This is a genomic window from Roseateles sp. GW821-FHT09B06, assembly GCF_059418245.1.
Genome location: NZ_JBWKPM010000024.1, coordinates 17,426 through 41,106, shown reverse-complemented (window position 1 = coordinate 41,106; position 23,681 = coordinate 17,426). Strand labels below are relative to the sequence as shown.

The following is a 23,681-nucleotide window of genomic DNA, read 5'->3' as shown; positions in this document are numbered from 1 at the left end:
CCGGGCGGGCGCTGCGCGAAGCGCGTGCGGCTGCCGTCTACTTGCGCAGATAGTCGAAGAAGGCCTTGGGCGTGGAATCGCGACCCAGGAACTCGCGCACCAGCTCCGGCGCCGGCTTCTGGCCGCCATTGCCCAGCACGATGTCGCGGTAGCGGCGGCCGGTCTCCGGGCTCAGTTTGTCGGCCTTGAAGGCGGTGCGCAGGTCCATCGCCAGCACCAGGCTCCACAGGTAGCCGTAGTAGCCCGCGCCGTAGCCGCCGGCGATATGCGCGAAGCCGGCCGGGAACATCGTGCCCGGCACATAGCCCAGCGGCGTGGCGCCCTCCATCTTGGCCCACAGGGCCAGCGGCTCGGGCCGCTCGGGGCCGTACAGCGCCAGGTCATAGCTGGCGTAGAGATGCTGGCGGCCATAGAAGCTGCCCTTGGCGAACTCCTTGGCGGCCACGGCCTGATCGACCATCGCGTCCGGCACCGGCTTGCAGGCGGCGCAGACCTCCTGCATCAGCTTCAGCACCCGCTTGTCGAAGACCCAGTCCTCCAGCATCTGCGAGGGCGCCTCGACGAAGTCGTGCATCACCGCCGTGCCGCCCTGGCTGGCGTAGCGGGTGGCCGAGAGGTTGTTGTGCACCGCGTGGCCCAACTCGTGCAGCAGGGTCTCGACCTCGTCCAGGGTCAGGCCTTGCCGGTCGAAATTCACCACCAGCGCGGCCGTCGGCGTGCGCTTGACGCGCGTGCTGCTGCTGCGCAGCGGCCAGACCGCGGCATGGTTGTACTTGCCCTCGCGCGGGTAGAGGTCGACATACAGGGTCGCCAGCGCCTTGCCGCTGGCCACATCGCTGACCGCATAGGCCTGCGCCTCCGGATGCCAGAGCTCGGCGCTCACGCGGGTGTAGCGCACGCCCATCATCTTCTCGATCACGCGCATCGCGAAGGCCAGGCTCTCCTGCGGCGGGAAATAGGGACGGAAGGCCTCCTGGTCGACGCTGAAGCGCTGCTTGCGGATGCGCTCGGCATAGAAGCTGGCGTCCCAGCGTTGCACCTGGGTCGCCTCGGGCGCGCTGCCCAGATGCTGGGCCTTGGCCTGGCGCAGTTCCACCAGATCGGCGCGCTCGCCCTCGATCACGGTGTTCTTCACCTCGTCGAGGAAGCGCCAGGCGGTGGCCCCGTCCTTGGCCATGCGGCGGCGCAGGTTGAAGTCCACGTAGTTGCCGAAGCCGAACAGCTTGGCGTATTCGCCGCGCTTGGCCTCGATCTCGGCCAGCAGCTTCAGATTGGCCTCGCCGCCCTCGTTGACCTTGGCACGCCACATGCGCTCGCGCGTGGCCTCTGCTTCGGCGCTCTGCATCACCGGCACATAGCTCGGGTAGTCCACGCCCAGCACCACCCGGCCCTCGGCATCGCGCGGCGCCTTCTTCCACACGCCCTCCGGTACACCCTTCAGCTCGGCCTCGGCGAACACCACCTTGACGCCGGCGTCGCGGATGTTCTTCTCGAACTTCTGGGTCAGCTCGGCGGTCTGGTCGGCCAACTGCTTGGCGCGCTTGCGCTGCGCGGGCGGCAGGGCCACGCCACCGTCCTCGAACACGCCCGCGCCCACGCGCACCAGCTCGCGGTCGATCGCATCGGCCACGGGCGCGCGCTTGAGGGCCTTGTAGAGCTTCTCGTTCTGGTTGAAGCTGGACGAGAAATCGGCCCAGCGCAGCGAACAGGCCTGGGCCGCGTCGCGCACCGACTTGTCCGGATGCACGTTCAGCACGAACTCGATCGGATACTGCGTGTCTTCCTGGAAGGCATAGAAGTCGTCATAGGCGGCCAGCCAGCCGGCATCGACCTTGCGCGCCTGCAGCACCTTCAGGCGCCGGGCCGCGCTGGCCAGGCCGCTGTCGCAGGCGGACTTGATCGCCGCCGCATCCTTGTACTGGGGAAAGACGGGGCCGGGCAAGGCGGTCTGCGCCACGGCCTCCAGCGCCAGCAGCCCCAGCCCCATGCCGAGGCCGGCCAGCACGCCATGTTTTTTGCTGCTCATCAACGATCTCCTTGCCGCAGCCTGCGGCACGGACGGCATTGTGCCGGGCCGCCGGCGCCCGGCCCCGGCCTTGCGACGGACGACCGGCAGCGCGGCGCGAAGCGCGGTCAGGAGGAGAGCAGATCGCGGATCTGCTGCAGCGCGGCGGGATCCTCGATGGTCGTCAGGTCGCCCGGATCGCGGCCCTCGCAGACCGCCTGGATCGCGCGGCGCAGCAGCTTGCCCGAGCGCGTCTTGGGCAGCACGGTGACAAAGCGCACGCGGGCCGGCCGCGCCACCGCGCCGAGCTGCCGGTCCACCCGCCGCATGATCTCGCCCTCCTCGCGCAGCGCATCCTCGGGCGTCTTCCGCAACACCGCGAAGGCCATCGCGACCTGGCCCTTCAGCGCATCCGCCACGCCCACCACCGCGACCTCGGCCACATTCGGATGGCTGGCGATGCTCTCCTCGATCTCCCGCGTGCCCAGTCGATGGCCGGCCACATTGATCACGTCGTCGGTGCGGCCGAGGATGAAGTAGTAGCCGTCCGCATCGCGCAGGCCCCAGTCGAAGGTGGAATAGAGCTGGCGGCCCGGGATGCTGGACCAGTAGGTCTGCACATAGCGCGCATCGTCGCCCCAGATGGTTTGCAGGCAGCCCGGCGGCAGCGGATAACCCAGGGTCAGCACGCCTTTCTGGTCCGGTTCGGTGAGTTCCTCGCCGCTGTTCTCGTCCACCAGCTTGACGTCGAAGCCGTACATGGCCAGGCCCGGCGAACCGAACTTGCTGGGTGTGGGCGCCACGCCATGGGCCACGGTCAGGATGGGCCAGCCGGTCTCGGTCTGCCAGTAGTTGTCGATCACCGGCTTGGCGATGCCCTCGGCGATCCAGCGCGCCGTGGGCTCGTCCAGCGGCTCGCCGGCCAGGAACAGTGCGCGCAGCGACGAGAGGTCGTAGCGCTTCAGCAGGGCCTCGTCATGCTTCTTCAGCACCCGCACCGCGGTGGGCGCACTGAACATCGCGGTGACCCTGTATTTCTCAACCAGGCTCCACCAGATGCCGGCGTCCGGCCGGATCGGCAGGCCCTCATACATGATCGTCGCCATGCCGGCCAGCAGTGGCCCGTAGACGATGTAGCTGTGCCCCACCACCCAGCCGATGTCGCTGGTGGAGAAATAGGTCTCGCCCGGCCGGCCCTGGAAGATCAGTTTCATGCTGGCGGCCAGGGCCACCGCATAGCCGCCGGTGTCGCGCTGCACGCCCTTCGGTCTGCCCGTGGTGCCGCTGGTGTAGAGCGTGTAGCTCGGGTGGGCGGCATCGACCCAGGTGCAGGGCACCCGCGCGTCCAGATGCCGCTCGCGCAGCGCGGCGTAGTCGAGGTCGCGGCCCTCGACCCGCTCCAGCGCGGCCAGGCCGCGGTCCACCAGCAGCACCCGCGCGGGCCGGTGCCTGGCCAGGCGGATGGCCTCGTCCAACAGCGGCTTGTAGGGCACGACCTTGCCGGCGCGGCTGCCGGCATCGGCGCTGACGATCAGCTTCGGCGTCGCGTCGTCGATGCGGCTGGCCAGCGCGACGCTGGCGAAGCCGCCGAACACCACCGAATGGATGGCGCCGATGCGGGCGCAGGCCAGCATCGCGAAGGCGGCCTCGGGAATCATCGGCATGTAGATCAGCACGCGGTCGCCCTGCACCACCCCCTGGGCCAGCAGGATCGCGGCCATGCGCTCCACCTCGCGCTGCAGTTCGGCATAGCTGTAGACGCGCTCCTGCTCGACCTCGCTCGACACCCAGATCAGCGCTCGCGCCTCGGGCTGCCTGGCCGCATGGCGGTCCACCGCGTTGTGGCAGAGGTTGGTCCGCCCGCCCGCGAACCATTGCACGAAGGGCGGATGGCGCATGTCGCACACCTCGTCGAAGGGCCGCTGCCAGTCGATCAGCGCGGCCTGTTCGGTCCAGAAGGCGTCGCGCTCGCGCAGCGAGCGGGCGTGGAAATCGGCGTAGTTGCGGGTCGGCATGGCGCATGTCTCCGTTCTTGTGCTGGCCCGCATTCCAGGCAGGCCCACTGACGACAGCCTGACCCCGACGAGACTTTGTTCACGCGGGCAATACTCTTCGACACATCTTTGCGCAGGCGCAAGCCCCTGCACAGCGGGCTTGCCAGCAAAGCTGTGCTCCAATTCGGGTAAGTACTGAAACTGCCTTCGGGGCCTGCGGACTTACCCGCAAGCCCGGTCCATATCGCTTGACGCCCTTTGCAGCCGGCACCTAAGCTGCGCGCCGACACCATGTTCGACGCCAGCCGCGCCACCTCCCCCATCGTCCGACCGAATCGACTGCAGCGCTTGATGCAAGCGTGCGGCCTGGCTTTGGCCATCGCGGGTGGCAGCACGGCGGCACGGGCGCAGCAGCTGCCCACGGCCGCCCTGCCAGCACAGGCGGCGGCCTCGCAGGCCCTGCCGGGCCAGCAGGCCGCGGGCGACGCGGTCAGCCGCTTCCTGCAGCAGCGCGGCATCCTCGGCCAGGCCGGCAACGAAGGCTTGCTGAACCAGATGCGCGACAAGGCCTCGGACCTGGTGCTGGCCTCGATGAACTTCCTGGGCGTGCCCTACAAGCGCGGCGGCAACTCGGCCGACAACGGCTTCGACTGCTCGGGCTTCACCCGCCATATCTTCGAGATGAGCGTGGGCCTGGTGCTGCCGCGCCGCGCCGACGAGCAGGCCAAGCTCTCCAGCCTGGTGCCGATCAAGAAGGACGAGCTCAAGCCCGGCGACCTGGTGTTCTTCAACACCATGCGCCGCACCTTCTCGCATGTCGGCATCTATGTCGGCGAGGGCAAGTTCATCCACTCGCCGCGCGCCGGCGGCAAGGTTCGGGTGGAGGACATGCGCGAGGCCTATTGGGCCAAGCGCTTCACCGGCGCGCGCCGTGCGGACCTGAACAACACAGCGACCGAGGGCGGCACCGCGGCGGTGCTGAACTGAACCGGCGCCGTCCGGGGTGCGAGGCGCCTGGCGGGGGCCGTTCAACGCATGCCTTCCCGGGAAGCCGCGGGCGCCGAGCGCCCGTTCATGTCACCGCCCTTCTAGGCCAGGATTTCGGCCAGGACATCGGCCGGGACCACAGGCCCCGCGCGCCCATGCGGGTCACTTCATCGCCTTGAGTTCGGTCACGGTGGCCTTGCCCTTGACCATCTCGGCTTGGAACTTGACCTTGTCGCCAGGCTTCAGGCCGTCGAGCATCCTCTTGTCGGCAACATCGAAGCCCATCGTCATCGCGGGCATCGCCAGGTTCGGAATTTCGCCATGCCGCAGCACGATGAGGCCGGTGGCCGGGTCGAGCTTGCGCACTTCGGCGTCGACCAGAGGCATCGCGGCCTTGAGGGCCGAGGCCTTCATCGGCATGGTTTGCGCCGCGCCGGTGGTGCCGACGAGCATTGCGAGGATGGCGGTGGCGACTGTCTTCATGGTGAGCTCCTCTCGGGATTCAATGGCTTGATGCCGGTCGCATCGACCGGCTGGGATGTGTGCATGGGCTTGGCGGCGCGCCGGCGATGGACCAGATACCAAGCCGCCGGAATGACGAGCATGCTGAGCAACGGTGCGGTCACCATACCGCCGACCATCGGCGCGGCGATGCGGGTCATGAGCTCGGAGCCCGTGCCGCTGCCCAACAGGATGGGCAGCAGACCCGCCATCACCACGGCGACGGTCATCGCTTTCGGCCGCACGCGCAGCACCGCACCGTCGCGGATGGCGGCGAGCAAGGTGGCGTCGTCGTCGGGCTCGCCGGCCGCGATACGCCGGGCCAGCGCGTTCTTCAGGTAGATGAGCATCACCACGCCGAACTCGGCCGCCACGCCCGCGAGCGCGATGAAGCCCACGGCCGTCGCAACGGAGATGGCGTGGCCCAGCGCCAGGATGAGCCAGAAGCCGCCCACCAGCGAGAACGGCACGGCAGCCATGACCAGCGCGGTGTCGGCGAATGAGCGAAACAGCAGGTACAGCAGCACGAAGATCACGGCCAGCGTCGCCGGCACGACCAGCTTCAAGCGCTCGGTCGCGCGCTCCAGGTACTCGAACTGCCCGGACCATGAAACCGCGTAGCCCGCGGGCATGGCCACCTGCTTGGCCACTGCCGCCTGCATGTCGTTCACCGCCGAGCGCAGGTCGCGCCCCCGCACATCGACATAGACCCACCCGGACAGTCGCGCGTTCTCGCTGCGCAGCATCGGCGGCCCCTCCTCGATGGAGACGCGAGCCACGTCCTGCAGCAGCACCGTCGCGCCCTTCGCCGTCACGAAGGGCAACAGACGCAGACGCTCGAGCGAATCGCGGATTTCGCGCGGATAGCGGACGTTGACCGGATAGCGCTCGCGGCCCTGGATGACCTCACCCACATTGTCACCACCGATCGCGGTCGAGACGACTGACTGCACGTCCGCAACCGACAGCCCGTAGCGCGCCGCGGCCAGCCGGTCGACGTCCACGTCGATGTACCGCCCCCCCGTCAGACGCTCGGCAAGCGCGGACGCCACGCCGGGCACGGTCTTCACCGCCGCTTCGATCTGCGTCGTCAGCCGGTCGATGCTGGCCACGTCCGCTCCCGCGACCTTGATCCCGACCGGGCTCTTGATGCCGGTGGCGAGCATGTCGATGCGGTTGCGGATGGGCGGCACCCAGACATTGGAGAGGCCCGGCACCTTCACCACGCGGTCGAGTTCCTCGACCAGCTTGTCCGGCGTCATCCCGGCGCGCCACTGCTCACGCGGCTTGAACCGGATGCTTGTCTCGAACATCTCCAGTGGCGCGGGGTCGGTGGCGGTGTCCGCCCGACCCGCCTTGCCGAACACGCGCTCCACCTCGGGCACGGTCTTGATGAGCCGGTCGGTTTGCTGGAGCAGTTGCGAGGCCTTCGACACCGAAAGGCCGGGCAATGCCGACGGCATGTACAGAAGGTCGCCCTCGTCGAGCGCCGGCATGAACTCGCCGCCCAGACGCATGAGCGGCACGGCCATCAGGGCCAGCATCGCGGCGGCAAGCACCAGCGTCGCCCCGGGGAAGCGCAGCACCGCGTCGAGCGCCGGCCGGTAGACCGCCATCAGGACCCGGTTCACCGGATTGGATGCCTCATGTGGAATGCGCCCGCGGATGAAGTAGCCCATCAGCACCGGCACCAGGGTGACCGACAAGCCCGCGGCCGCGGCCATCGCGTAGGTCTTCGTGAACGCCAGCGGCGCGAACAAGCGCCCCTCCTGGGCCTCGAGCGCGAACACCGGCACGAAGGACAGCGCGATGACAACCAGCGAGAAGAACAGGGCCGGCCCCACCTCGATGCACGACTCGACCACCAGCTGCCAGCGCTCCGGTGCCGAGGGCGCGCGGCCATGCGCGGCCTCGAACGCCTCGATATGCTTGGCCAGGTTCTCGACCATGACGACCGAGGCATCGGTCATCGCGCCAATCGCGACGGCGATGCCGCCGAGCGAGAGGATGTTCGCGCTGACGCCTTGCCAGTGCATGACGATATAGGCGGCCAGAACGCCGACCGGCAGCGCGACCACCGCCACCAGCGCCGAGCGCAGGTGGAACAGGAAGATGGCGCACACGACGGCCACCACCACGAATTCTTCGATGAGCTTGGCGCGGAGGTTGTCGACCGCCCGGTCGATGAGCTTGGACCGATCGTAGGTTTCGACCACCTCGACACCTTGCGGCAGGCTGGGCTTGAGAGCCGTCAGCTTGGCCTTCACGGCCTCGATGGTCGTGCGCGCGTTCTTCCCCGAGCGCATGACGACCACCCCGCCGACGACTTCGCCCTGGCCGTCAAGCTCGGCGATGCCCCGGCGCATCTCCGGCCCGATCTGCACGGTCGCCACGTCGCGCAGCAGCACCGGGGTTGCACCGGACAAGGCCAGGGGAATGGCACGGAAGTCGTCGAGCGATGCCAGGAAGCCGCGCGAGCGCACCATGTACTCGGCCTCGGCCATCTCGACGACGGAGCCGCCGGAGGCTTGATTGGCCTGCCGCAAGGCCTCGATCACCATCGCCTGCGTGACGCCGAGCCCGCGCATCCGGTCCGGGTCCAGCACGACCTGGTACTGCCTGACCATGCCGCCGATGCTGGCCACCTCGGACACGTCGGCAACCGTCTTCAGCTCGAACTTCAGGAACCAGTCGTTGAGGGCTCTCAGCTGACCGAGGTCATGCTGGCCGCTGCGGTCCACCAAGGCGTACTCGTAGACCCAGCCCACCCCGGTCGCGTCCGGCCCAAGCGCGGCGCTCGCCCCTGCGGGCAGCCGGCTCTGGGCTTGGTTCAGATACTCGACCACGCGCGAGCGTGCCCAGTACGGGTCGGTCCTGTCGTCGAAGAGGATGTAGACGAACGAGTCGCCGAAGAAGCTGTAGCCGCGGACGGTCTTCGCGCCCGGAACACCGAGCATCGTCGTCGTCAGCGGATAGGTGATCAGGTCCTCGACCACCTGCGGCGGCTTGCCGGGGTAGGTGGTCCGCACGATGACCTGGGTGTCCGACAGGTCCGGAATCGCGTCGACGGGGATGTTCCGGACCGCCCAGACTCCGGCGACAACGAGGGACAGGGCCGCCATCAGCACCAGGAAGCGGTTGCCGACCGACCAGCGTATCAGCGCGGCAATCACTTGGCGGCTCCGACACGCTGCACGGACACCAGTTCATAGTCCGCCGGACCGCCCTTCCTGAACTCGAAGCGGACCATGTCGCCCGGTCTGATATCCCCGAAGGCCTTCGTGTCGGGCTTGCCGAAACCCATGGTCATCGACGGCCACTTCAATGCGGCGATGGGGCCGTGCGAGATGGTGATGCCGTCGGCCTCGATGCTTTCGACCCTGCCCTCGCCGGTGTAGACCCCCGGGGGCTGCGCGATGGGCAGGGACGCCGCCGACGCGGGTTCGATCGTGGCCGGAGCGGCCGCAGCGGCCATCGAGCCGGTCACCGAGCGCAGGCGTGCCTCGGAGTCGATGAGGAACTGGCCGCTGGCCACCACCTGCTCGCCTTCGTCGAGCCCCTGCGTGACCTCGATGTCGTCGCCGACCTCTTGCCCGAGGCCCACCTCACGGCTCTCGAACGCGCCGCTGTCCTTGCGCACCAGGACCACGGCGCGCTTGCCGGTGCGGATGACGGCTTCGGTGGGAACGACGAGGCGCGCCGCGCTCGGGCCGGCCACCTGCAGGCGAAGCAGCATTCCGGGGGTGAGCCTGGCGCCGCTGTTGTCAAGCTCGAAGCGAGCCTGCAGGGTTCGCGTGTTGGCGCTGACCTGGGGCAGGATCTCCGTCAACTCGCCAGCGAAGGCCTGGCGGCTGTCGGCCTGGAGCACCGCCTTGACCTTCCGACCGCGCGTCAGCCCCAGGGCCTGGGCTTCGGGCAGCTCAGCCACGACCCAGACCTTCTCCAGCCCGGCGATTCGGAACAGCGTCATGCCGGGCGAGACGGCCACGCCCTCGCGCACGCCGAGCTCGGCGACGACGCCGCTGACGGGAGCGCTGAGCGTGAACCGCGCCTGCGCGCTGCCGCTCTCCTCGCTCTGCCGGATCAGCGAGTCCGGAATGGACATCGCGCGCAGGCGGTCCCGCGCCGCGCCGACGAGCTCCTGCGACACGCCGGCCCGCTTCAGCGCAAGCAGCTCGTTCTGGGGGCCGAGCCATTCGGGCGCGAAGACCGTCGCCAGGGCCTGCCCCTTGCGAACCCGCTCCATCGGGGCACGCACCGCAAGACGCTCGACATAGGCGGCGACGCGCGTCTGGACGGCCACGTTCAGCCGCTCGTCGAACTGCACGGTCCCGATGGCGTCGAAGGAGGTCGACAGCATCGCCCGCCTGACCGTTGCCATGCGGATGCCGAGGTTCTGCTGCACGGTCGGGCTGACCCTGACGCCCGGTTCGCCGGAATCGCCGGAATCGCCCGCCTGGTCGGCATACATCGGTACCAGCTGCATGTCCATGAACGGGCTCTTGCCCGGCTTGTCGAAACGCTGGCCCGGCACCATGGGGTCGTGCCAGTAGAGCACCTGGCGCTCTCCCGCAGCGGAAGCCGATGCGGCCGCCGACGTCGAGGCTGCGCCGGCAGGACCGGCCTGGCGGCCGGCGTAGAAGCTGGCCAAGGCCAGCCCCGCCGCGCCGAGCAAGGACAGGGCAATCACTTGAACGCGCGTCATCGGGCGCCTCCGTTCACCAGGGGTTTGAATGCAAGCTGGACCCGGGCCTTCGCCAGCTCGCGCTGCAGGGACAGCAGCTTGCGTTGCGCCTCGACCTCGGCGTGGCGTGCTTCGAAGAGCGCCGTCAGGCTCGCCTGGTTCGAGCGGTAGCCGGCCAGCGCGGCGAGCGTCCGCTGCTGGGCCGGGAGCGCGACCGCGGTCTGGTAGCGCTGGACGCGGTCGGCGAGTCGCCGGGCATCGCTGCTCAGAACCCGGTATTCCGCCGTGGCGGCGCGCGCCGCTTCCGCGAGCGTGGCCTGTGCCTTGTCGACCAAGGCCAGCTTGGACGCGGTCTCCCGGTCCTGGCGCTGGGCCGGGGCAATCGGCAGCGGGATGCTCACGCCGAACGACACCATGTCGGAGTAGCCGGCGCGCCGGCCATAGGACAATTCCCAGGACCAGTTCGGCCTGCGATTGGACGCCACCACCGCGGCGTCCTGCCGGGCCACCTCGATGTCGCGCTGTGCCGCCACGACCGTCGGATGAGCGGCGACGAAGGCCTGTTCATCGACGGCGAGCAGCCCGGCCGGCGCGGCCAGTTCGTCCGCCGGCACACCCAGCCAGCGCTCCAGCGCCACATGCGCCGCGCTCTGCTGCTGCCGGATGTCGGCGGACTCGTCCTCGGCAACGCCGCGAGCACCGCTCATGGCCAGCACCTCCTGGCCGCTGCCCAGCGACGAGGACAGCCGGGCCTTCGCGGCCTCGAGTTCCTCATGGACATGGTGCTCCGACAGCGTCGTGAGGCGCAGCGCCTCGCCGGCGAAATACGCGTCTACATAGGCCAGCGCCGTCTGCACCCGGACCTCCGCCGCGACGACCTGGACCAGGACGCCCTCCCGGCCGACCATCGCATCCGCAGCGGCTTGGCGAGCGGCCCGCTTCTCGCTCGACACCCATTCCTGGGCGATGCCGACGCGCTGCATCGTCATGGAGTCGCGGGCCGTGCTGAAACGGTCGCCGCCCGTGACGGGCAGGTTGTCGACGCCGGCGCGCAGCGTCGGGTCGGGCAGTTGCCCGGCAGCCCGGGCGGCCTCGGAGGCGCTGACGACGCCCGCGCGGGCGGACCGTGCGGCCTCGGAACGCTGGACGGCCAGCTCGAGCGCCTGGTCGAGGGTGAGAGGTGCCGCCAGGGCCAGGGGCGGCAGCATCGCGACGGCCGTCGCGGCCGCGCGCAGGTATGGGGTGGACATGGGAACTCCGAAGATGAGCGGGGCATGTGCCAGCGGGCAGACAAGCCGCACCGGCGCCGGTCAATCGACGGAGGGTTCAGACGCGGAGTCTGAGCGTGGCAAGAAAGAGGGGATCCGGAGGCGGCCGGGCCTCGGGGCTTGCTGCAAGAGGCGCCGCGACGCATGCCCCGGCGTCGAGCACGATGGGCAGCACGAGGACCTGCACGAGCGCCGGTGGCGACGCCGTGGGCAGCTTGATGGCTTCGAAGGACTGCGCCGCGTCCGCCGAATGCTGGTGGCACAAGACCGGCTGCGCCTGGTCCATGCCCTCGCAGGGTTCGCCCGCGGCCATCATGTCGGCCATCGCGGCGGCATCGGCCTGCCCCGGGCAGACATAGTTCGCCAGCGCCAGCTGTGCGAACAGCAGCGACAGCACCACGAAGAAGGTGGTGGTCAGGCGGTGGATGGAACGACGCAGCATGGGCATGCCAAGTGTAGCGGCATCGGTTCGGGTGCTGCCGCGCCAGCTACCGGGGCAGGAACGAACCAGGCCGGGCAGCGCCCGGCCTGGTTTCATCGGCGCAGCGAACCCGCTCAGAACGCCGCGATGCCGGTCTGGGCCCGGCCCAGGATCAGCGCATGGATGTCGTGCGTGCCCTCGTAGGTGTTCACCACCTCCAGGTTGACCAGATGGCGGGCGATGCCGAACTCGTCCGAGATGCCGTTGCCGCCCAGCATGTCGCGCGCGACGCGGGCGATGTCCAGGGCCTTGCCGCAGCTGTTGCGCTTCATGATCGAGGTGATCTCGACCGCGGCCGTGCCCTCGTCCTTCATGCGCCCCAGGCGCAGGCAGCCCTGCAGGCCCAGCGTGATCTCGGTCTGCATATCGGCCAGCTTCTTCTGCACCAGCTGGTTGGCGGCCAGCGGCTTGCCGAACTGCTTGCGGTCCAGCACGTACTGGCGCGCCTTCATCCAGCAGTCCTCGGCCGCACCGAGCGCGCCCCAGGCGATGCCGTAGCGCGCGCTGTTCAGGCAGGTGAACGGGCCCTTCAGGCCGCGCACCTCGGGAAAAGCGTTCTCCTCGGGGCAGAACACCTCGTCCAGCACGATCTCGCCGGTGATCGAGGCGCGCAGGCCCACCTTGCCGTGGATGGCCGGTGCGGAGAGGCCCTTCCAGCCCTTCTCCAGCACGAAGCCGCGGATCTGTCCACCGTCATCCTTGGCCCAGACCACGAACACATCGGCGATCGGGCTGTTGGTGATCCACATCTTCGAGCCCGTGATCGAGTAGCCGCCGTCCACCTTCCTGGCGCGCGTGATCATCGAGCCGGGGTCCGAGCCATGGTTGGGCTCGGTCAGGCCGAAGCAGCCGATCCATTCGCCGCTGGCGAGCTTGGGCAGGTATTTCTGCTTGGTCGCCTCGTTGCCGAACTCGTTGATCGGCACCATCACCAGCGAGCTCTGCACGCTCATCATCGAGCGGTAACCGGAGTCGACGCGCTCGACCTCGCGGGCGATCAGCCCATAGGCCACGTAATTGAGGCCGGCGCCGCCGTACTGCTCGGGGATCGTCGGCCCGAGCAGACCCAGTTCGCCCATCTCGCGAAAGATGGTGGCGTCGGTCTTCTCGTGGCGGAAGGCCTCCAGCACGCGCGGCGCCAGGCGGTCCTGGCAATAGGCGCGCGCGGCATCGCGCACCGCGCGTTCGTCGTCGTTGAGCTGCTGCTCCAGCAGCAGGGGGTCGTCCCAGTGGAATTGAGCCTTGGCCATGATGTGATCTCCTTGTCTGTCTATCTGTTGGTCAATCGTCGTTGGCCGCAAGGCGCGGCAGGAATTCGTTGCCCTCGGCCAGCGGGGCGTGGCGGTAGCTGGCGGGCGTGCGGCTCAGCTTGATCGGCGACGCGATGCCACGATAGGCACCCTGCGGACCGGGCAGCTCAACAATCATCCCACGATGGGCCGTGTGCGGGTGCTTGAGCGCCGCGTCCACCGTGAGCACCGGTGCGCAGGGCACGCCCTGCTGCACCAGCGCATCGGCCAGTGCCGCGCCCTCGTGCGCGCGCATCAGCGCCTCCAGCTCGGCCTTCAGCGCCTCCCGGTTCACCGAGCGTGCGCCGGCGCTCGTGTAGCGCGGGTCCGCGGCCAGGGCCGGCGCGCCCAGATGCCGGCACAACTGGGCGAACTGGCGATCGTTGCCCACCGCCAGGAAGACCGGCTCGCTGCCGGTGGCCAGCATGTCGTAGGGATAGATATTGGGGTGGGCGTTGCCGCTGCGGCCCGGCACGCGCTGCTCGTCCATGAACCAGTTCGCGCCATGCGGATGCAAGAGCGACAGCCCGGCATCGAAGAGCGCCGCCTCGACGAACTGGCCGCGGCCGCTCTGCTGGCGCGCCTGCAGCGCCAGCATCACGCCCAGCGCGGCGTTCAGGCCGGTCACCATGTCCACCACCGGCAGGCCCACGCGCAGCGGCGCGCCGCCCGCCTCGCCGTTGACGCTCATCAGCCCGCACAGGGCCTGCAGCGCCGCGTCATAGCCCGGCAGCCCGCCCAACGGCCCGTCGGCGCCATAGCCGGAGACGCGGCAATGGATCAGGCGCGGGAAGCGCCGCGAGAGCTCATCCTGCCCCAGACCCCAGCGCTCCAGGGTGCCGGTCTTGAAGTTCTCGATCAGCACGTCCGCCTCGGCCAAGAGCTCCAGCAGGCGCGCGCGGCCGGCCTCGGCCGCCAGGTCCAGATGCATCAGGCGCTTGTTGCGGTTCAGGCCCATGTAGTAGGAGGCCACGCCGCCGGCATTGAAGGGCGGGCCCCAAGTGCGCGTGTCGTCGCCCTGCGGCGGCTCGATCTTCAAGACATCGGCGCCATGGTCACCGAGGATCTGGCCGCAATAGGGGCCGCCGAGGATGCGCGAGGCATCGACGACGCGGATGCCGGCCAGGGCGCCGGCGTTATTCATGCTGTTCATCGGAGCCTCAATCGATCTGCGCACCCGAGCTCTTCACCACGACCTGCCATTTGCCCATCTCGCTGCGGATGAAACCGCCCAGCGCCTCGGCGCTCGTGTTGGTCGCGAACTCCAGGCCCTGGGCCTGCAGGGACTGGCGCACCTCGGCCTGCTTCAGCACCTCGGTGAAGGCCTTGTTGAGCCTGGCCACCACCTCCCTGGGCACGGCGGCCGGCGCGACGATGCCGAAGAACACCGAGACATCGAAGCCGGCCACGCCCTGCTCGGCCACCGTGGGCAGCTCGGGCAGGGCCTGCGAGCGCGACAGGGTCGTCACGCCCAGCGCGCGCAGCTTGCCGGCCTTCACATGGGGCAAGGCGGTCAGCACATCGGTGAAGGTCATCGCCACCTGGCCGCCCAGCAGATCGTTGAGCGCCGGGCCCGTGCCCTTGTAGGGGATATGGGCCAGGTCGGTGCCGGCCAGCTGGTTGAACAAGACGCCGGCCAGGTGCGAGGAAGCGCCATTGCCCGAGGAGGCGAAGCTCAGCTTGCCGGGATTGGCCTTGGCATAGGCGATCAGCTCCTTGACGTTCTTGGCCGGCACGCTGGGATGCACCACCAGCACATTGGGCAGATGGCCCAGCTGATAGACCGGCGCGAAGCTCTTGACCGGGTCGTAGCCCAGCTTCTTGTACAGGCTCGCATTGATGGCCAGCGGGCCCGAGGTGCCGAACAGCAGGGTATGGCCGTCGGCCTCGGCACGGGCCACGGCCTCGGCGCCCAGATTGCCGCCGGCGCCGGGCTTGTTCTCGACAATCACCGTCTGGCCCAGCGGGCCCTTCAGCGCGGCGGCCAGGGTGCGCGCCATCGCATCGGTGGGGCCGCCCGGCGCGAAGGGCACGACCAGGGTCACGGGCTTGCTGGGAAAGTCGGCGGCGGCGGCGACGCCCGGGGCGGCGGCGCTCAGGGCCAGCGCGGCCAGCCCGGCCAGCCCGGCCAGCATCTTGGTGCAGCGATTCATCGGGACCATGTGTCGTCTCCTTGTCTTGTCGTCAGAACAGATCGATGGTGTCCAGGGCCTCGGCCGGGGCCAGGGCAGGTTCCAGCAGGCCGGCCAGCCAGGCCGGCTCCGCTTCCAGGCCGCGCGGCTGCGCCAGCGCGCGCTCGCGCAGCACCAGCTGGGCCAGGCGCTGGCGCCGCGGCGAGTTGAGGCGCGTCGCCTCCCAGGCCATCGCGATGGCCGTGGTGACGTGATAGAGCGCGCTGGCGGCCTGGCGGGCGCCATGGTCCAGCGCGCCGTTCGCCTCGGCCACCTGCCGGGCCAGCTGCAGGCTGCTATCCAGCTGCTGCTCGAAGGCCTGGCGGGCGCGCGGCGCCAGCCTCGTCTCGGCCAGCAGGCCCTGCAGATGCGATTGCAGCGCCGGCAGCGCCGCATCGCGGCGGATCGCGCGGATCACGTCCAGCGCGACGATATTGCTGGTGCCTTCCCAGATCGAGCCGAGGTGCGCGTCGCGCAGCAGGCGCGCATCGCTCCATTCCTCGATATAGCCGCAGCCGCCGCGCACCTCCATCGCGTCGCCGCAGACCTTGCGCGCATCGCGGCAGGCGCGGAACTTGATCAGCGGCGTCAGGATGCGCACCAGCGCGTAAGCGCCCTCCTCGCCGGCGTCCGAGCGGCGCAGCGCCTCGGCCGTCTGGAACAGCATCGTGCGGGCCTGCTCGGTGGGCAGCAGGAGCTTCAAGAGCTGGCGTCGCATCAGCGGCAGCTCGATCAGGCGGCGGCCGAAGGCCCGGCGGTGCTCGGCGATGAAGAAGGCCTCGCCGCAGGCGCGCCGCATCAGGCCGGCGGCGCGCATGCCGTTCGAGAGGCGCGAGTTGTTGACCATATCGGCCATCTGCTGGAAGCCGCGGCCGGGCTCGCCGATCAGCCAGGCGCGCGCGCCCTCCAGCCGGATCTCGCCGCTGGCCATCGAGCGGGTGCCCAGCTTGTCCTTCAGGCGCAGGATGCGGTAATGGTTCAGGCTGCCGTCGTCCAGCCGGCGCGGCAGCAGGAACAGCGACACGCCCTTGATGCCGTCCTCGGGCCGGCCGCTGCGCGCCAGCACCATCGCCAGCGCGGCGTCGGGATTCGAGCAGAACCATTTGTCGCCGCTGAGCAGCCAGCCGCCCATGCCATCCGGTTTTGCCTCGACCTCGGTGGCCGAGATGTCGGAGCCGGCGCCCTGCTCGGTCATGAACATCGCACCCTGGTGGAGGGCGTCGAAATCCTGCGTCGTCAGCCGCGGCAGGAAGCGCTCGACGAGAAGCGGGTCGCCAAACCTGCGCAGGGTGCGGCTCAGCGAATCGGTCATCGACAAGGGGCAGCACAGGCCGAACTCGGCCTGCACGAAGAGATAGCTCAGCGCGTACTTGGCGGCCGGTGGCAGCGGCCGCTCCCAGCCCAGCACGCCGGCGCGGTGCGACATCGCCGCCAGGCCGAACTCGCTGAAGGCCACCCGCTCCAGTTCCACATAGGCCGGATGCTTGACGATGGCCTGCAGGTCCAGGCCCTGGCGGCTGCGCAGGGCCAGGGTCGGCGGGTGCTTGTCGGCCGTCGACGCCAGCTCGTCCAGCAGGCCGCCGGCCAGGCCGCCCAGGCGCTGCAGATGCGGCTGCAAATGGGCGAACAGCGCGTCGCCCAGGTACAGCGGCAGCAGGGCCTGGTAGTCGGGATCGCTGGCGTAGAGATTGGCGCCATGCCGGTCGGGCACCGGGTGTTCGGAAGGCTGCTGGACCATCGTCGTCATCGCTGCTGTCTCCTGCTTTCTTTGAACCCAGTATTCGCGACGCTGCGATTCGTGTCCAATTCAGAAATCAACTTCGACGATATGAGTTTTGTATGGCCCTCGAATTCCGCCACCTGCGCTATTTCCTCGTGCTGGCCGAGGAACTGCATTACGGCCGCGCGGCCCAGCGCCTGGCGATCTCGCAGCCGCCGCTGTCGGTAAACATCCAGCAGCTGGAGGCGGCGGTGGGCGCCAAGCTCTTCGACCGCGACAGCAAGGGCGTGCGCCTGACGCCGGCCGGCCAGGCCTTCCGCGCCAGCGCCCGCGCGCTGCTGAACGAGGCCGAGGATGCCTGCGCACTGGCCCGCGAGGTGCAGGCCGGCGAGGTCGGGCGGCTGCGCCTGGGTTTCGTCGGCTCGACCCTGTTCCATGGCCTGGCGGCCTGGCTGCGCGAGTTCCAGGCCCGCTACCCCAGGGTCGAGATCGTCGTGGTCGAGCTGAACTCGCAGGACCAGATCGAGGCCCTGATGCACGAGGAGCTGGACCTGGGCCTGGTGCACACCAGCCGCCTGCCCCAGGCGCTGGCGCACCGGCCGCTGTACAGCGAGCCCTTCATGTGCTGCCTGCCGGCGGCGCATGCGATGGCGGCGCAGGCGACGAGTGTTGCGCTGGCCGGGTTGCGCGACGAGCCCTTCATCCTGTTCTCGCGCAAGGGTTCGCCGGACTATCACGCCCGCATCGTCGAGGCCTGCCGCCAGCAGGGCTTCTATCCGCGGCTTCAGCATGAGGGACGGCATTGGCTGTCGGTCGTCTCGCTGGTGGCCCAGGGCATGGGGGTGTCCATCGTGCCGGCCTCGTTCCGGCAGGCCGGCGTGCAGGGCGCGCTGTTCAAGCCCATTGCCGAGACCCTGGCGCCTTCCGAGGTGTTCGCCGCCTGGCGCAGCGACCAACCCTCGGCCCTGCGGGAACAGTTCCTGGCCCTCGCGCCCACCGGCTGAGCGGGACGCTCAGGGCAGGACGGCCGTGACCTCGATCTCGATCTTGGCGCGCTCCTCGATCAGGCCCGCCACCTGCACCGCCGTCATCGCGATCGCGTATTCCTGGCCCAGCACCTCGCGATAGGCCTGTCCCACCTCGCGGCCGCGCGCCATGTATTCGCGCTTGTCCAGCAGGTACCAGGTCATGCGCGTGATGTGCTCGGGGCCGGCGCCGGCCTCGGCCAGCACGGCCTTGATGTTGAGCAGGGTCTGGCGCACCTGGGCGACGAAGTCGTCGCTCTCGAACTCGCACTGCGCGTTCCAGCCGATCTGGCCGGCGACGAACACGCTGCGGCCCGTGGCCGCGACGCCGTTGGCATAGCCGCGCGGCGGCGCCCAGCCGGCCGGCTGCAGGACTTGCTTGGAGGATGAGGACATGTTCTTTGTCTCCTGTTACTGCTGGATTGCCGGGGCCACGCGCTCCAGCGCGGCCCGCAAATCGTCGGGAAAGGGCTGGGGGCGGTGCGTGTCCAGCGAGGTGCAGACCAGCACCTGCTCGAAACCGACCCGCTGGCCGTCGTCGCCATCGAAACTGATCTCGAGGATCAGCGAGCTGCGGCCCAGCTTCTTGATGCGCAGGATGCGCTGGACAAGCCTGTCGCCCATGCGGCTGATCCGCTTGAAATCGGTGCTGAGCTGCACAGTGGGCATGCCGATCCTGCGCGGACCCAGCAGCTGCGCATAGTCGATGCCCAGGCCCTGGGTGAACCAGTCCTCGATCAGCGCATTCAGCATCTCGAAATAGCGCGGGTAGAAGACGATGCCGGCCGGGTCGCAATGACCGAAGCGCACCAGTTCCTCGCGCTCGAAAACGGGCTTGTGGTCCACCATCTCAAACCCCCAAGTAGCGGTGCCACAGGCCATGGTCGGCATCGAGGGCACCGGAGTCGCCGGCCCAGACGATCTGACCGCGCTCGACGATGCTGTGATGGTCGGCCAGACGGATCAGGCGCTTGACATACTTGTCCACCACCAGGATGGTCTGGCCGGCCGCGCGCAAGGTGTCCAGGCAGCGCCAGATCTCCTCGCGTATCAGCGGCGCCAGGCCCTCGGTGGCCTCGTCCAGGATCATCAGCCTGGGGTTGGTGACCAGCGCCCGGCCAATCGCCAGCATCTGCTGCTCGCCGCCGGACAGCTGGTTGCCCATGTTCGCGGCGCGTTCCTGCAGGCGCGGGAACAGCGCGAACACGCGCTCGACGGTCCAGGGCTCCCTGGCGCCGCTGCGGTTGCCGGCAAAGGCCTCCAGATGCTCGCGCACCGTCAGGTTCGGGAACACCTGGCGGCCTTCGGGCACGATGGCCAGACCCAGGCGCGCGATGCGGTCGGCGCTCCAGCCGGTGACATCCTCGCCGGCGAAGCGGATGCGGCCGCTGCTGGGCGCCATCCAGCCGGTCAGGCATTTCAAGGTGGTGCTCTTGCCCATGCCGTTGCGGCCCAGCAGGGTCGCGACCTCGCCTTCGGCGATCTGCAGATCCAGGCCGAACAACACCTGGCTGCGGCCGTAGCAGGCTTCAAGCCCGGAGACTTCCAGCAGGCTCACAGCGCGGCCTCCAGTTCCTCGTCGCCCAGATAGGCCTTCTTCACCTCCGGGTGCGCGCGAATCTCGTCCGGCGCGCCGCTGGCGATGACCCGGCCGAACACCAGCGTCGAGATGCGGTCGGCCAGACGGAACACCGCGTCCATATCGTGCTCCACCAGCAAGAGGGTCAGGCCCTCGGCCTTCAGCGACTGCAGCAGCGCCACCATGCGCTCGGATTCGTCCGGCCCCATGCCGGCCATCGGCTCGTCCAGCAGCAAGAGGCGCGGCCTGGCGGCCAGGGCCAGGCCCACCTCCAGCTGGCGCTGCTCGCCATGGGCCAGGCCGCCGGCTTCGCGGCCGGCCTGGGGGCCGAGGCCGATGCGCGCCAGCAGCGCCTGGCCTTCCGCATAGGCCGCATCGTCCCGCAGCGCGGCGCGCCACCAGGACGGCCGGCCCGGACGGCGCGCCTGCACCGCCAGCACCAGGTTGTCCAGCACCGAGAAGCGTTTGAAGATACTGGTGATCTGGTAGGAGCGCACCAGGCCGGCCTGCACCCTCTGGGCCATGCCCAGGCGGGTCAGGTCTTGCCCGGCGAAGACGACCGCACCCGAGTCCGAGGCCAGCGCGCCCGAGATCTGGTGGATCAGCGTGGTCTTGCCGGCGCCATTGGGGCCGATCAGCGCATGCACCTCGCCCGCGCGCACCTCGAAGGAGGCGTCGTCGGTGGCGGCCAGCGCGCCGAAGCGCTTGACCAGGTGCTGGACCTTGAGCAGGGCTTGATCGTCAGACATGGGCCGCCCTCTTTTTCTTCCACAGACCGGCCAGGCCGCGCGGCGCGAACAGCACCACGGCCAGCAGCGCGATGCCCAGCGCCATCTGCCAATGCAGGGTGTAGCCCGACAGCAGCTCCTCCAGCAGCAGCAACGCGGCCGCGCCCAGCGCCCCGCCCCACAGCGCGCCGGCGCCGCCGATGATCACCATCACCATCAGCTGGCCCGACTGCGACCAGTGCATCAGGTGCGGCGTCACCAGGCCGTTCATGTTCGCCAGCAGCGCGCCGGCCAGGCCGGCGATCGCGCCGGCCAGCACGAAGGCCTGCCATTGCACCGCGAACACCCGTCCGCCCACCGCATTGATGCGGGTCTCGTTCTCCTTGGCGCCCTGCAGCAGCCAGCCGAAGGGCGAGTTGATCAGACGCTGCAAGAATCCCATCACGGCCGCGAACAGGGCCAGCACGACCCAGTAGAAGTTCGCATCGTCCTTGAGATCCAGCCCCAAGCCCGAGCGCGCCGGCAGCGGCAGGCCGTCCTCGCCGCCATAGGCCTTCAGCGACACCACCAGGTAATAGAACATCTGGGCAAAGGCCAGGGTGATCATGATGAAGTAGACGCCGCGGGTGCGCAGGCTCACCGCGCCGATCAGGGCGGCGGCCAGGCCCGACACCAGCATCGCCGCCGGCCAGGCGATCCAGGCCGAGGCGACGCCGGCGTCCATCAGGATGCCCACCGTGTAGGCCCCCAGGCCAACGAAGGCCGCGTGGCCGAAGCTGACCAGGCCGCCGAAGCCCAGGATCAGGTTGAGGCTGGACGCGGCGATCGCGAAGATCAGCACCCGGCTCGCCACGCCGATGTAGAACTCCAGCCCGAAGGCCGCCAGCAGCGGCGGCAGCGCAGCCAGCAGCGCGAGCAGGGGCAGGAGGACCCAGCGGCCCGGGCCGCGATGGTGAAGAAGGCTCGTACGCCCGTTCATTGAGCAAAACTCCCGACAAACAGCTCGGACCAAGACATTGCGCCGTCGTACCAAACGGAGCCCGAGGATCCGGCTTTGCCGGTCCTACGGGCTCGCCCCCTTGAGGGGGCGCGCGAAGCGCGTAGGGGGTGGGCCGTCATCGTCAGCCTCGCGCGGGGAAGAGACCCTGCGGCTTCCAGAACAGCACGGCCGCCATCAGCACATAGATCAGGATCGAGGCCAGGGCCGGCCCCAGATTCGACGCCACCTCGGCCGAGGCCAGCTGGCGCAAGAGCGCCGGCAGCAGGGTGCGGCTGCAGGTGTCGACCAGGCCCACCAGCAGCGAGCCGACCAGGGCGCCGCGGATCGAGCCGATGCCGCCGATCACGATCACGACGAAGGCCAGGATCAGGATGCTCTCGCCCATGCCCACCTGCACCGCCAAGAGCGGCCCCAAGAGCGAGCCGGCCAGCGCGCACAGCGCCGCGCCGAAGCCGAACACCGCGGTGAACAGCCAGCGGATATTGACCCCCATCGCGGTGGCCATCGCGCGGTTCGAGGCGCCCGCCCTGACCCACATGCCCCAGCGCGTGCGCGTCACCAGCAGGTAGAGCAGGCCCGCCACGGCCAGGCCCACGACGATGATCAGGAGGCGGTAGGCCGGGTACATCAGGCCCGGCAGCAGTTCCACCGGCCCGGACAGCGCGGCCGGCGTGTTCAGGAGCACCGGCTGCGCGCCCCAGACCATGCGCACGCCCTCGTTGCAGATCAGGATCAGCGCGAAGGTGGCCAGCACCTGGCTCAGGTGGTCGCGGGCATAGAGCCGGCGCAGCAGGCTCACCTCCAGCAGCATGCCGAAGGCGGCCGTGCCCACCAGCGCCGCGCCCAGGCCCAGCACGAAGGAGCCGCTGGCCTGCATCACGGCCGCCATCAGGTAGGCGCCCACCATGTACAGCGAGCCATGGGCCAGGTTGATCATGTCCATGATGCCGAACACCAGGGTCAGCCCGGCGGCCAGCAGGAACAGCATCAGCCCGAACTGCAGCCCGTTCAGGGCCTGCTCGGCAACGAGGATCCAGTCCATTCGCGTGGGCTCAACTCTTCATCTTGCAGCTGCCGGCATAGGCATCCGCATGATTGCTGAAGATCTTGCCCAGGGTCTTGTTGGTGACGCGGCCCTGGCCATCCTTGGTGATCACGCGCAGGTAGTAGTCCTGCACCGGATACTGGTTGTTGTTGAACTTGAAGGGGCCGCGCACCGAGTCGAACCTGGCGGCCTTCAGGGCCTTCAGCACCGCCGCCTTGTCCTCGATCCTGCCCTTGACGTCGCGCACCGCGGCGGCCATGGCCAGCGCCGCGTCATAGCCCTGGCTGGCGTACAGCGAGGGCAGGCGGCCGTAGTCCTTCTGGAAATCGGCGACGAACTTCTTGTTCGCCGCGTTGTCCATGTCGTGCGCCCAGTGCGAGCTATTGAACATGCCCAGCATCGGCTCGCCGACCGCCTTGATCACGTCCTCGTCAGCCGAGAAGCCGGGGCCGAACAAGGTGATGTCCTTGGACAGGCCGGCGCCGACGAACTGCTTGATGAAGTTGATGCCCATGCCGCCGGGCAGGAAGATGTACATCGCGTCCGGCTTGGCGGCGCGCGCCTGGGCCAGTTCGGCCGAGTAGTCCAGCTGGCCGAGCTTGGTGTAGATCTCGTCGGCAATCGTGGCATTGGCGCCCTTGTAGAAGCGCTTGAAGCCGGTGATCGCGTCCTTGCCCGCCGGGTAGTTGGGCGCCAGCACGACGACCTTCTTGAAGCCCTTGTCCATCACGGTCTTGCCGACCGCCTCATGCAGGTTGTCGTTCTGCCAGGCGATGTTGAAGAAGTAGGGGTTGCACTGCTCGCCGGCGTACTGCGAGGGGCCGGCGTTGGCGCTGATATAGGGCGTCTTGCTGTCGAAGACGCTGGGGCCGACGGCCAGCATGATGTTGGAGAACACGATGCCGGTCATGAAGTCCACCTTGTCGCGCTTGAGCAGGCGCTCCGAGGTCTGCTTGGCCACGTCGGGGTTCTGCTGATCGTCCGCGGTGACCACCTCCACCGGCAGCCCGCCGAACTTGCCGCCGGCATGCTTGACCGCCAGGTTAAAGCCGTCGCGGATGTCCACGCCCAGGCCCGCGCCGGGGCCGGACAGGGTGGACAGCATGCCGACCTTGACCTTGTCGGCGGCCCAGGCGCTCTGGCCGGCGGCGGCCAGTCCCAACATCATTGCGGCACACAGAACTGCGTTCTTCTTCATGATCAT

Annotated in this window: 20 protein-coding genes; 2 read left to right on the top strand and 18 right to left on the bottom strand. The window is 69.1% G+C overall.

From position 1 onward, the window contains the following. Positions 1–37: 37 nt before the first annotated feature. The gene (locus tag AC07OQ_RS18610; RefSeq protein WP_495054630.1) at positions 38–2,026 is read right to left on the bottom strand and encodes a M3 family metallopeptidase; all 1,989 of its coding nucleotides are present in this window, start codon (positions 2,024–2,026) and stop codon (positions 38–40) included. 107 nt (positions 2,027–2,133) lie between these two features. Further along, positions 2,134–4,020, bottom strand: a complete 1,887-nt coding sequence (locus AC07OQ_RS18605; protein WP_495054629.1) for a propionate--CoA ligase — start codon at positions 4,018–4,020, stop codon at positions 2,134–2,136. A 237-nt stretch (positions 4,021–4,257) separates the two neighbouring features. On the opposite strand from AC07OQ_RS18605, the gene AC07OQ_RS18600 reads away from it, so the two are divergent. Beyond that, positions 4,258–4,986, top strand: coding sequence for a C40 family peptidase (locus tag AC07OQ_RS18600; RefSeq protein WP_495054628.1), 729 nt, complete (start codon positions 4,258–4,260; stop codon positions 4,984–4,986). Between the two features lie 162 nt (positions 4,987–5,148). Here the strand turns inward: AC07OQ_RS18600 and AC07OQ_RS18595 are convergent, their stop codons facing one another. From AC07OQ_RS18595 to AC07OQ_RS18555, 9 genes are all read right to left on the bottom strand, one after another. After that, complete coding sequence (locus AC07OQ_RS18595) at positions 5,149–5,439, bottom strand: copper-binding protein (RefSeq protein WP_495054627.1); 291 nt, start codon at positions 5,437–5,439, stop codon at positions 5,149–5,151. A gap of 26 nt (positions 5,440–5,465) precedes the next feature. Further along, positions 5,466–8,660, bottom strand: a complete 3,195-nt coding sequence (locus tag AC07OQ_RS18590; protein WP_495054626.1) for an efflux RND transporter permease subunit — start codon at positions 8,658–8,660, stop codon at positions 5,466–5,468. Next, positions 8,657–10,192 (bottom strand): efflux RND transporter periplasmic adaptor subunit, encoded by a 1,536-nt coding sequence (locus AC07OQ_RS18585; RefSeq protein WP_495054625.1) that lies wholly within the window; start codon positions 10,190–10,192, stop codon positions 8,657–8,659. Before AC07OQ_RS18585 ends, AC07OQ_RS18590 begins: the two co-directional genes overlap by 4 nt. Continuing rightward, a complete protein-coding gene (locus AC07OQ_RS18580; protein ID WP_495054624.1) occupies positions 10,189–11,421 on the bottom strand; it encodes a TolC family protein in 1,233 nt (410 codons plus the stop codon). The genes AC07OQ_RS18585 and AC07OQ_RS18580 overlap by 4 nt, the downstream gene beginning before the upstream one ends. A gap of 76 nt (positions 11,422–11,497) precedes the next feature. Beyond that, positions 11,498–11,881: a hypothetical protein gene (locus AC07OQ_RS18575; protein ID WP_495054623.1), complete on the bottom strand. Its 384-nt coding sequence runs from the start codon at positions 11,879–11,881 to the stop codon at positions 11,498–11,500. Between the two features lie 113 nt (positions 11,882–11,994). Then, entirely contained in the window at positions 11,995–13,170 is a 1,176-nt protein-coding gene (locus tag AC07OQ_RS18570) for an acyl-CoA dehydrogenase (RefSeq protein ID WP_495054622.1), read from the bottom strand. Between the two features lie 31 nt (positions 13,171–13,201). Continuing rightward, complete coding sequence (locus AC07OQ_RS18565) at positions 13,202–14,362, bottom strand: CaiB/BaiF CoA transferase family protein (protein WP_495054621.1); 1,161 nt, start codon at positions 14,360–14,362, stop codon at positions 13,202–13,204. 7 nt (positions 14,363–14,369) lie between these two features. After that, positions 14,370–15,371 carry a Bug family tripartite tricarboxylate transporter substrate binding protein gene (locus AC07OQ_RS18560; protein WP_495054620.1) on the bottom strand — a complete coding sequence of 334 codons (1,002 nt, stop codon included), beginning with the start codon at positions 15,369–15,371 and terminating at the stop codon, positions 14,370–14,372. Between the two features lie 22 nt (positions 15,372–15,393). Then, positions 15,394–17,127, bottom strand: a complete 1,734-nt coding sequence (locus AC07OQ_RS18555; RefSeq protein WP_495054619.1) for an acyl-CoA dehydrogenase family protein — start codon at positions 17,125–17,127, stop codon at positions 15,394–15,396. 92 nt (positions 17,128–17,219) lie between these two features. On the opposite strand from AC07OQ_RS18555, the gene AC07OQ_RS18550 reads away from it, so the two are divergent. Continuing rightward, complete coding sequence (locus tag AC07OQ_RS18550) at positions 17,220–18,104, top strand: LysR family transcriptional regulator (RefSeq protein ID WP_495054618.1); 885 nt, start codon at positions 17,220–17,222, stop codon at positions 18,102–18,104. A 9-nt stretch (positions 18,105–18,113) separates the two neighbouring features. On the opposite strand, the gene AC07OQ_RS18545 is transcribed toward AC07OQ_RS18550, so the two are convergent. The 7 genes from AC07OQ_RS18545 to AC07OQ_RS18515 all read right to left on the bottom strand — a co-directional run bounded on the left by AC07OQ_RS18545 (position 18,114) and on the right by AC07OQ_RS18515 (position 23,675). Beyond that, complete coding sequence (locus AC07OQ_RS18545; RefSeq protein ID WP_495054617.1) at positions 18,114–18,521, bottom strand: RidA family protein; 408 nt, start codon at positions 18,519–18,521, stop codon at positions 18,114–18,116. Positions 18,522–18,536: 15 nt separating this feature from the next. Then, on the bottom strand, positions 18,537–18,974 hold the full coding sequence (locus tag AC07OQ_RS18540) for an acyl-CoA thioesterase (RefSeq protein ID WP_495054616.1): 438 nt from the start codon (positions 18,972–18,974) through the stop codon (positions 18,537–18,539). A 1-nt stretch (position 18,975) separates the two neighbouring features. Further along, positions 18,976–19,677, bottom strand: coding sequence for an ABC transporter ATP-binding protein (locus AC07OQ_RS18535; protein ID WP_495054662.1), 702 nt, complete (start codon positions 19,675–19,677; stop codon positions 18,976–18,978). A 2-nt stretch (positions 19,678–19,679) separates the two neighbouring features. Further along, the gene (locus AC07OQ_RS18530; RefSeq protein WP_495054615.1) at positions 19,680–20,453 is read right to left on the bottom strand and encodes an ABC transporter ATP-binding protein; all 774 of its coding nucleotides are present in this window, start codon (positions 20,451–20,453) and stop codon (positions 19,680–19,682) included. Continuing rightward, entirely contained in the window at positions 20,446–21,411 is a 966-nt protein-coding gene (locus tag AC07OQ_RS18525) for a branched-chain amino acid ABC transporter permease (RefSeq protein WP_495054614.1), read from the bottom strand. Before AC07OQ_RS18525 ends, AC07OQ_RS18530 begins: the two co-directional genes overlap by 8 nt. A gap of 142 nt (positions 21,412–21,553) precedes the next feature. After that, on the bottom strand, positions 21,554–22,474 hold the full coding sequence (locus AC07OQ_RS18520; protein ID WP_495054613.1) for a branched-chain amino acid ABC transporter permease: 921 nt from the start codon (positions 22,472–22,474) through the stop codon (positions 21,554–21,556). A gap of 10 nt (positions 22,475–22,484) precedes the next feature. Continuing rightward, complete coding sequence (locus AC07OQ_RS18515; protein WP_495054612.1) at positions 22,485–23,675, bottom strand: ABC transporter substrate-binding protein; 1,191 nt, start codon at positions 23,673–23,675, stop codon at positions 22,485–22,487. Positions 23,676–23,681: the final 6 nt, after the last annotated feature.